This is a genomic window from Streptomyces sp. NPDC002851 (assembly GCF_053591935.1).
Genome location: NZ_JBSFUT010000015.1, coordinates 183,292 through 191,733, shown reverse-complemented (window position 1 = coordinate 191,733; position 8,442 = coordinate 183,292). Strand labels below are relative to the sequence as shown.

Annotated in this window: 4 protein-coding genes; 3 read left to right on the top strand and 1 reads right to left on the bottom strand. The window is 70.9% G+C overall.

Annotation, left to right across the window (positions count from 1 at the left end; translation table 11 throughout):
- Window positions 1-181: 181 nt before the first annotated feature.
- A complete protein-coding gene (locus ACWD10_RS18350) occupies window positions 182-1,624 on the bottom strand; it encodes a CCA tRNA nucleotidyltransferase (RefSeq protein WP_451092080.1) in 1,443 nt (480 codons plus the stop codon).
- Between the two features lie 197 nt (window positions 1,625-1,821).
- Here ACWD10_RS18350 and ACWD10_RS18345 point away from each other — a divergent pair, with 197 nt between their 5' ends.
- The 3 genes from ACWD10_RS18345 to ACWD10_RS18335 all read left to right on the top strand — a co-directional run bounded on the left by ACWD10_RS18345 (window position 1,822) and on the right by ACWD10_RS18335 (window position 8,410).
- Window positions 1,822-4,263, top strand: a complete 2,442-nt coding sequence (locus ACWD10_RS18345) for a DUF6049 family protein (protein WP_451092078.1) — start codon at window positions 1,822-1,824, stop codon at window positions 4,261-4,263.
- 47 nt (window positions 4,264-4,310) lie between these two features.
- Window positions 4,311-6,542: a murein biosynthesis integral membrane protein MurJ gene (murJ, locus tag ACWD10_RS18340; protein WP_451092077.1), complete on the top strand. Its 2,232-nt coding sequence runs from the start codon at window positions 4,311-4,313 to the stop codon at window positions 6,540-6,542.
- Window positions 6,543-6,682: 140 nt separating this feature from the next.
- Window positions 6,683-8,410: a serine/threonine protein kinase gene (locus tag ACWD10_RS18335; RefSeq protein ID WP_451092075.1), complete on the top strand. Its 1,728-nt coding sequence runs from the start codon at window positions 6,683-6,685 to the stop codon at window positions 8,408-8,410.
- Window positions 8,411-8,442: the final 32 nt, after the last annotated feature.

Below are 8,442 nucleotides of genomic sequence, written 5' to 3'. Positions count from 1 at the left end.
GTCGTCGCCGACGGACAGGAGTATCTCGCCGACGATGTAGGCCGTGGCGGCGCCGACGAACCACATGACGATCAAGCCGCCGAGCAGCGGTCCGCTCACGTGAAACACCGCCCCACTGCGCTTATGGAACGGGGTCCTGTTTCACGTGAAACAGGACCCCGTTCGCTGTGCTGCTTCGGCCTTACTCCTGCCCGGCCCACCACTCCTTGAGCGCCGCGACCGCCGCGTCCCGATCCATCGGGCCGTGCTCGAGGCGCAGTTCGAGCAGGTGCTTGTAGGCCCGCCCGATCACCGGGCCCGGGCCCACACCCAGGATCTCTATGATCTCGTTGCCGTCCAGGTCGGGCCGGATGGCGTCCAGCTCCTCCTGCTCCTGAAGCCGTGCGATGCGCTCCTCAAGCCCGTCGTACGCGCGCGAAAGGGCGGCGGCCTTCCTCTTGTTGCGCGTCGTGCAGTCGGAGCGGGTCAGCTTGTGCAGCCGGTCGAGCAGATGCCCGGCGTCCCGCACATAGCGCCGCACCGCGGAGTCCGTCCACTCTCCGGTGCCGTACCCGTGGAAGCGCAGATGCAGCTCGACGAGCCGGGAGACGTCCTTCACCAGCTCGTTGGAGTACTTGAGCGCGGACATCCGCTTCTTGGTCATCTTCGCGCCGACCACCTCGTGGTGGTGGAAGGAGACCCGGCCGTCCGTCTCGAAGCGCCGCGTCCTCGGCTTGCCGATGTCGTGCAGCAGAGCCGCGAGCCGCAGGGTGAGATCCGGCTCCCCGTCCTCCAGGGCGATGGCCTGCTCGAGGACGATCAGTGAGTGGTCGTACACGTCCTTGTGCCGGTGGTGCTCGTCACGCTCCAGACGCAGCGCGGGCAGCTCGGGGAGCACCTGGTCCGCGAGGCCGGTGTCCACGAGCAGCGCGAGGCCCTTCCTGGGCTGCGCGGAGAGCAGCAGCTTGTTGAGCTCGTCCCGGACCCGCTCGGCGGAGACGATCCCGAGGCGCTCCGCCATCGCCTTCATCGCGGCGACGACCTCGGGGGCGACCTCGAAGTCCAGCTGCGCGGCGAACCGCGCCGCGCGCATCATCCGCAGCGGATCGTCCGAGAACGACTCTTCAGGAGTGCCGGGGGTACGCAGCACCCGCGCCGCCAGATCCTCGAGCCCGCCGTACGGGTCGATGAACTCCTTCTCCGGCAGGGCCACGGCCATCGCGTTGACGGTGAAGTCGCGGCGGACGAGATCTTCCTCGATGGAGTCGCCGTAGGACACCTCGGGCTTGCGTGAGGTGCGGTCGTACGCCTCGGAGCGGTACGTCGTGATCTCGATCTGGTAGCCCTGCTTCTGGCAGCCGACCGTGCCGAAGGCGATGCCGACCTCCCACACCGAGTCCGCCCACGGCTTGACGATCTTCAGTACGTCCTCGGGGCGGGCGTCGGTCGTGAAGTCCAGGTCATTGCCGAGCCGACCGAGCAACGCATCCCGCACCGAACCGCCGACGAGGGCGAGGGAGGACCCGGCCTCCCGGAAACGGCGGGCAAGATCGTCGGCGACCGGGGACACCCGCAGCAGTTCGCTGACCGCGCGGCGCTGCACCTGGCTCAGTGCATTGAGGTTGTCTTCATTGGCGTTCGGCACAACAGAAAAGGGTACGTGCCTTGAGCGGCCGGGACGTCCCCGTTTTCGCTCCGCGGCCCGCCAAGAGGGCCCGCACGCCGCCCCGCCCCGGTCGTGGTCATGTGGAGCACTCCCCGGCACTCGGCCACAGCGCCTCTCGTTACCATGCGTGGACGCAAAAGCGACGACCACTGACGACGACGAGGGACGGACAGCGCGTGGCCGAGGCGGCAGACTTCCCGGGGATGACTCCCTCTCCTGCCCGCCGATGGCTGCGGCGCACGGCAGGGCTTGTCGCAGGCGCCCCCCTGCTGGCCGGCCTGCTCCAGCTGCCCGCCGCCCCCACCGCCGCCGCGGCCCCGGCCGGGCCCCCACACCCGGGCACCGCCACCGGGGCACCGCACACGGGCACCGCCAAGGCCCCCGGCGCGGGCAGCGTCGACGTCTCGCTCGACGGCCTCACCCCCTCCGCCCCGGACGAGGACGACACCCTCACCATCTCCGGCAAGGTCACCAACGAGGGCAAACAGCCGGTCACCGGCGCCCATGTCGGGCTGCGCGTGGGGCCCTCCATGAACGGGCGTGACGCGATCGACAACGCCGCGAAGCGCGCCGACTCCGTACAGAGCGTCGAGGGCTCCGAGATCGGCGGCAAGTACGTCCAGAAGTTCAAGAAGCTCGCCCCCGGCGTCCCCCAGGACTTCACGCTCACCATCCCCGTCGAAGAGCTGGAGCTCGGCTCCGAGGGCGTGTACCAGCTGGGCGTCTCCCTGACCGGGCGGGCCGCGGGACAGCCGTACGACCAGGTGCTCGGCACCGAGCGGAGCTTCCTGCCGTGGCAGCCCGAGGCGGCCGACGAGAAGACGAAGGTCAGCTATCTCTGGCCGCTCGTCTCCACCACGCACCTCACCGCCGAGACCGGTTCCGACGAGCAGCAGACGCCCGTCTTCTCCGACGACCGGCTGGCCGAGGAGCTCGCCCCCGGCGGGCGGCTCGGCCAGCTCCTCTCGCTCGGTCGCGATCTTCCCGTCACCTGGGTCATCGACCCGGATCTCCTGGCCGCGGCCGACGCGATGGCCAAGGGCTACCAGGTGCAGGACCCGAACGGCGGCAATCCGACCCAGGGCAAGAACCAGGCCGTGGCCAAGCGGTGGCTGAACGACCTGGAGAACGCCGTCGAGGACAAGAAGGTCGTCGCGCTGCCCTTCGGCGACCCGGACCTCGCCTCGCTCGCCCACCAGGGCAAGAGCGTCCCCGGCTCGCTCGGCCAGCTGAAGCCCGCCACCGATGTGGCCGCGACGACCGTGAAGACCGTGCTCCACGTGGAACCGAGCACCGACTTCGCCTGGCCCGCCCAGGGCGCGGTCGACCCGTCCATCGTCGACGTCGCCACGTCCGCCGGCGCCGACACCGTGATCGCCCGCAGTGACAGCCTGCGCGAGACCGGCGGCCTCCCGTACACGCCGAACGCCGCGCGGCCGATCGGCGGCGGTACGACGGCCATGGTGGCCGACGCCCGGCTCTCCACCCTCTTCGAGGGCGATATGACGCGGGCGGAGAACTCCACCCTCGCTGTGCAGCAGTTCCTGGCCCAGAGCCAGATGATCACCCTCCAGGACCCGGAGAAGCAGCGCAGCATCGTCGTCGCTCCGCAGCGCATGCCCTCCACCAGCCAGGCCCAGGCCATGGCCCAGGCCGTGCGCTCGCTCGAGAAGAGCCGCTGGGCCGAGCCGGAGGACCTGCTCGCCGCCGCCAAGGCCAAGCCCGACCCCGGCGCCACGACCCGGGTGCCGGGCACCGGCTCCTACCCCTCCGCGCTGCGCAAGGAGGAGCTGCCCAAGGAAGCCTTCGAGTCCATCCGGACCACCAACGACACCCTCGACAAGTTCAAGGTCATCCTCAGCGAGCCGGACCGCGTGGTCACCCCCTTCGGCCGGGCCCTCGACCGGGAGATGTCCACCTCTTGGCGCGGCCGCCCGAACGAGGCAGAGCAGTACCGCAGTGACGTACAGCGCTATCTCCAGGGCCTCACCGAGCAGGTGAAGCTGATCGAGAAGTCGAAGGCCAAGCTCTCCGGCCGCAGCGCGACGATTCCGATCACGGTGCAGAACAACCTGGTGCAGGGGGTCGAGCACCTGACGCTGCGCCTCACCTCGGACAAGCCGACCCGACTCAAGATCGGCGACGAGGCCTCCGACGAGCAGCGGATCAAGGTCTCCGCGGCGCACAGCCAGACCGTGAAGTTCACCACCACGGCCAACGCCAACGGCCCGGTTCGGGTCTGGGGCCAGCTCTACACCGAGGACGGCACGCGCTACGGCGAACCGATCAAGTTCGACGTGGACGTCACCGAGGTCACGCTGACGGTGATGCTCGTCATCGCCGGCGGCATCCTGCTCCTGGTCCTCGCCGGGTTCCGGATGTACACCCAGCGCAAGGCCGCCGCCCGCCGCACGGACGCGGAGGCAGCCGAGGGCCAGGACAGCGGCGACAGCGAGGGCGACAGCAGCGGCAACAGCACCGGTGACGACAACGGCCCGACCGGTGACGCGGGCCCGGAATCCAGGGAAAACGCCCCCACGCAGCCGAGTGACCCGACACCGGACACCGCTCAGGAAAGCACCGACCCGTCCGGCCCGGGTGAGAGAGTGGACCGTTGACTGATGATGTGGCCGGTGGGCCGTGGGACCGATGAGGTGGGGTAAGCATGAATGCGCCGTACGACGGTGACCGCGGCCAGGGCACGGGAGGCGGCGACCCCGCGGGCGGCCCGGGCGGCCAGGTGCCCCCGCAGCAGCTCACCCCCGACGCGTACGTCGAGGACGCCTACGCCCAGGACCCGTACCGCGCGCAGGACCTCGCCGCCCAGGACCCGGTGACCGAGGCGCTCTACGACCGCTCCGCGCACCCCCCGCCGCCCCCGGGCACCTACCCGGAGCAGCAGCCGCTCTACGGCCCCCCGCCCGCCCCGCAGCACGCGCCCGACCCGCAGGTCTGGGCCCAGCCCCCGGCGCCCGAGCCCGACGGCCCGTCCCGCCATCTGCCGTACGGCGACGATGCCCGTACGACGCAGTTCGTCGGCGTGGACGACCTCGTGACGCAGGCCAGTGACGAGCGCCACGAGCCGGACGCGTTCGCCCACCTCTTCCGGGACCAGCAGACCGGCGGCGCCCGCCCCTCCGGCGAGCCGACGGGCGTGCCCTCCCCGGCACACCCGCAGACCCCGCAGGACCCACCGGCCGGGGTCCCGCAGGCCGCGGCGGCGCCCGCGCCCGCCCGGCCGACCCCGCCGCCCGCCGCGAAGAAGGGCGGCCGCGCCTCCGGTCTGCTGAAGTCCAGCGCGGTGATGGCCGCGGGCACGCTCGTCTCCCGCCTCACCGGCTTCATCCGCTCCGCGCTCATCGTCTCGGCGCTCGGCGTCGGCCTGCTCGGTGACACCTTCCAGGTCGCGTACCAGCTGCCGACGATGATCTACATCCTCACCGTGGGCGGAGGCCTGAACTCGGTCTTCGTACCTCAGCTCGTCCGCGCCATGAAGGAGGACGAGGACGGCGGCGAGGCCTACGCCAACCGGCTCCTGACCCTCGTCATGGTGATCCTCGGCGGGCTCACCGTGCTCGCGGTCATCGGCGCGCCCCTGCTGGTACGGCTGCTCTCGACCCCGGTCGCCAGCGACCCGGCGGCCAACGAGGTCGGCATCACCTTCGCCCGCTACTTCCTGCCCACGATCTTCTTCATGGGCATCCACGTGGTCATGGGGCAGATCCTCAACGCCCGCGGGAAGTTCGGCGCGATGATGTGGACCCCGGTCCTGAACAACATCGTCATCATCGTGACGCTCGGCGCGTTCATCTGGGTGTACGGCACCTGGGAAAGCACCCGCATGACGGCCGGCACCATCCCGCCGGAGGGCGAGCGCCTCCTCGGTATCGGTGTGCTGCTCGGCCTCGTCGTACAGGCCCTGGCGATGATCCCGTATCTGCGCGAGACCGGCTTCCGGCTGCGGCCCCGCTTCGACTGGAAGGGCCACGGCCTCGGCAAGGCCATGACCCTCGCCAAGTGGACGGTGCTCTTCGTCCTCGCCAACCAGGCCGGCGCGATCGCCGTGATCCAGCTGTCGACGGCCGCGGGCAAGAGCTCCGGGGTCAACGGCACCGGCTTCGCCGCGTACGCCAACGCCCAGCTCATCTGGGGTCTGCCGCAGGCGATCATCACCGTCTCGCTGATGGCCGCGCTGCTGCCGCGGCTCTCCCGCTCGGCCGCCGAGAACGACACGGGCGCCGTCCGCGACGACGTCTCGCAGGGCCTGCGCACCACGGCCGTCGCGATCGTGCCGATCGCCTTCGGCTTCCTCGCCCTCGGCATCCCGATGTGCACGATGATCTTCGGCGGCTCGGGCGCGCCAGCGGCCACCAACATGGGCTTCATGCTGATGGCCTTCGGCATCGGCCTGATCCCGTACTCGGTCCAGTACGTCGTGCTGCGCGCCTTCTACGCGTACGAAGACACCCGGACGCCCTTCTACAACACCGTCATCGTGGCCGCGATCAACGCGAGCGCCGCAGGGCTCTGCTACCTCCTCCTGCCCGACCGCTGGGCCGTCGTCGGCATGGCCGGCTCCTACGGCATCGCGTACGCGATCGGGGTGGGGGTCGCGTGGCGGCGGCTGCGCAAGCGGCTCGACGGCGACCTGGACGGGGCCAACGTCGTGCGTACGTACGCCCGGCTCGCCATCGCCTCGGTGCCGGCCACGCTGGGCGCGGGCGCCGTCGTGTACGGCATCACGCAGGCGCTCGGCCAGGACACCCTCGGTTCGCTGGCCGCCCTGCTCGGCGGCGCGGTGGCGCTCTTCGGCCTGTTTTTCGTCGCCGCCCGGCGGATGCGGATCCAGGAGCTCAACGCCCTGGTCGGCATGGTCCGCGGTCGCCTCGGCCGCTGATTGCCCGGCCCCGTCGAGAGTCGCCGGGGCTCCGCGCACAACCATCACCGGCCACCGCGTGTCGTGGATAGCGGCAGACTGTGGGCACAATTGGCTTTGGCGTCGTACAGAGCGCGATGGATGGGGAGGCAGGAACGACGGTGGCGGAACGGAGCACGGCTGCCGTCGACGTGGCAGCAGGAAGCGACGGAGAGTCGCCGACCGCCAAGGCGGGCGAGGCCACGACCGACGGGACGCCCCAAGAGCGCGAGACGGCCACGGCCGACGGCACTCAGCTGTCGGACGACGGCACGGCCCCCGAGGGGCCCCGGGCCACACCGCCCGAACTGCACAGCGGCCACAAACTCGCCAGACGCTACCGGCTCGAGGAGTGCGTCACCCGTCTGGACGGATTCAGCAGCTGGCGTGCCGTCGACGAGAAGCTGCGTCGCGCCGTCGGCGTTCACCTCCTTCCGGCCGACCACCCGCGGGCCCGCGCCGTGCTCTCCGCGGCCCGCTCCTCCGCGCTTCTCGGCGATCCCCGCTTCGTCCAGGTCCTCGACGCGGTCGAGGAGAACGATCTCGTCTACGTCGTACACGAGTGGCTGCCCGACGCCACCGAGCTGACCGCCCTGCTCGCCGCCGGGCCGCTCGAGGCGCATGACGCCTACCAGCTCGTCAGCCAAATCTCCCAGGCCATGGCGGCCGCCCACCGCGAGGGCCTCGCCCATCTGCGGCTCACGCCCAGCGCAGTGCTCCGCTCGTCCTCGGGCCAGTACCGGATCCGCGGCCTCGCCGTGAACGCGGCGCTGCGCGGCGTCAGCTCCGACACCCCGCAGCGCGACGACACCGAGGCGATCGGTGCGCTGCTCTACGCCGCGCTGACCCAGCGCTGGCCGTACGAGGAGGACGCGTACGGCCTCTCCGGGCTGCCCAAGGACATCGGTCTGCTCCCGCCCGACCAGGTGCGGGCCGGAGTGCACCGCGGCCTCTCCGAGCTCACGATGCGCGCCCTGGTCAACGCCGGCGCCACGGCCTCGCGCCAGGAATCGCCCTGCACCACCCCGGAAGAACTGGCCCGGGCCGTGGGGGAGATGCCCCGGATCCGGCCCCCGGAGCCGGCCTTCACCGCCCCGCCCGAGTACCAGCGCACCACCTACCAGCAGGGCACCTACGGACGTCCCTCGCCCCAGACCGGTACGCGGCCCGTGGCGCAGGTGCCGCCCGCCCCGCTGCAGAGCCGTACCGGCAAAGCACTCAAGTGGACGGTGTCCGCGCTCATCATCGCGGCCCTGGGCCTCGGCAGCTGGCAGCTGGCGGACGCCCTGATAGACCGAGGTGACACGGGGGACCCCGGCAGCTCGCAGACGGGCGACGACGGCGACAAGCAGAAGGACCCGGGCAAGCCGCTCACGATCGACGATGCCTACGAGTTCACCTCCGGCGGCAGCGGCAGCGGCATCCAGGAGAAGCAGGTCCCGAACGCCGTGGACGGCAAGAAGGACACCGCCTGGGTCACCCCCCAGTACCGGGGCTTCGCGAACTTCGGCAACCTGCCGAGCCGCAAGGAAGGCAGCGGCATCATCGTCGACCTCGGCAGCGTCCAGGACGTCTCCGGGCTGACGGTCAACATGTACCGGGCGGGCCAGAAGGTGGAAGTTCTCGCCGCGGGCGAAGACGCCTCACAGCCCTCGTCCCTGGACGAGTTCTCGCACCGGCTCACCAAGCTCGACGAGGTCGGCGACAAACTCGAGAAGACCCTCGACAAGCCGGTGAAGACCCGATACGTCCTGATCCACGTCACCTCGCTGCCCAGCGACGGCTCGGCGAACGGGTTCCGTGGCGGTATTTCCGAGATCAGCGTGCTGGGAAGCGCCGACGCGTCCTAGGCACGCACTGAGGGCCTCGATACGCTGAGGCC

Excerpts from the sequence above, each read along its gene's own strand:
- murJ (WP_451092077.1), top strand. The coding sequence starts at position 4,311 with ATGAATGCGCCGTACGACGGTGACCGCGGCCAGGGCACGGGAGGCGGC.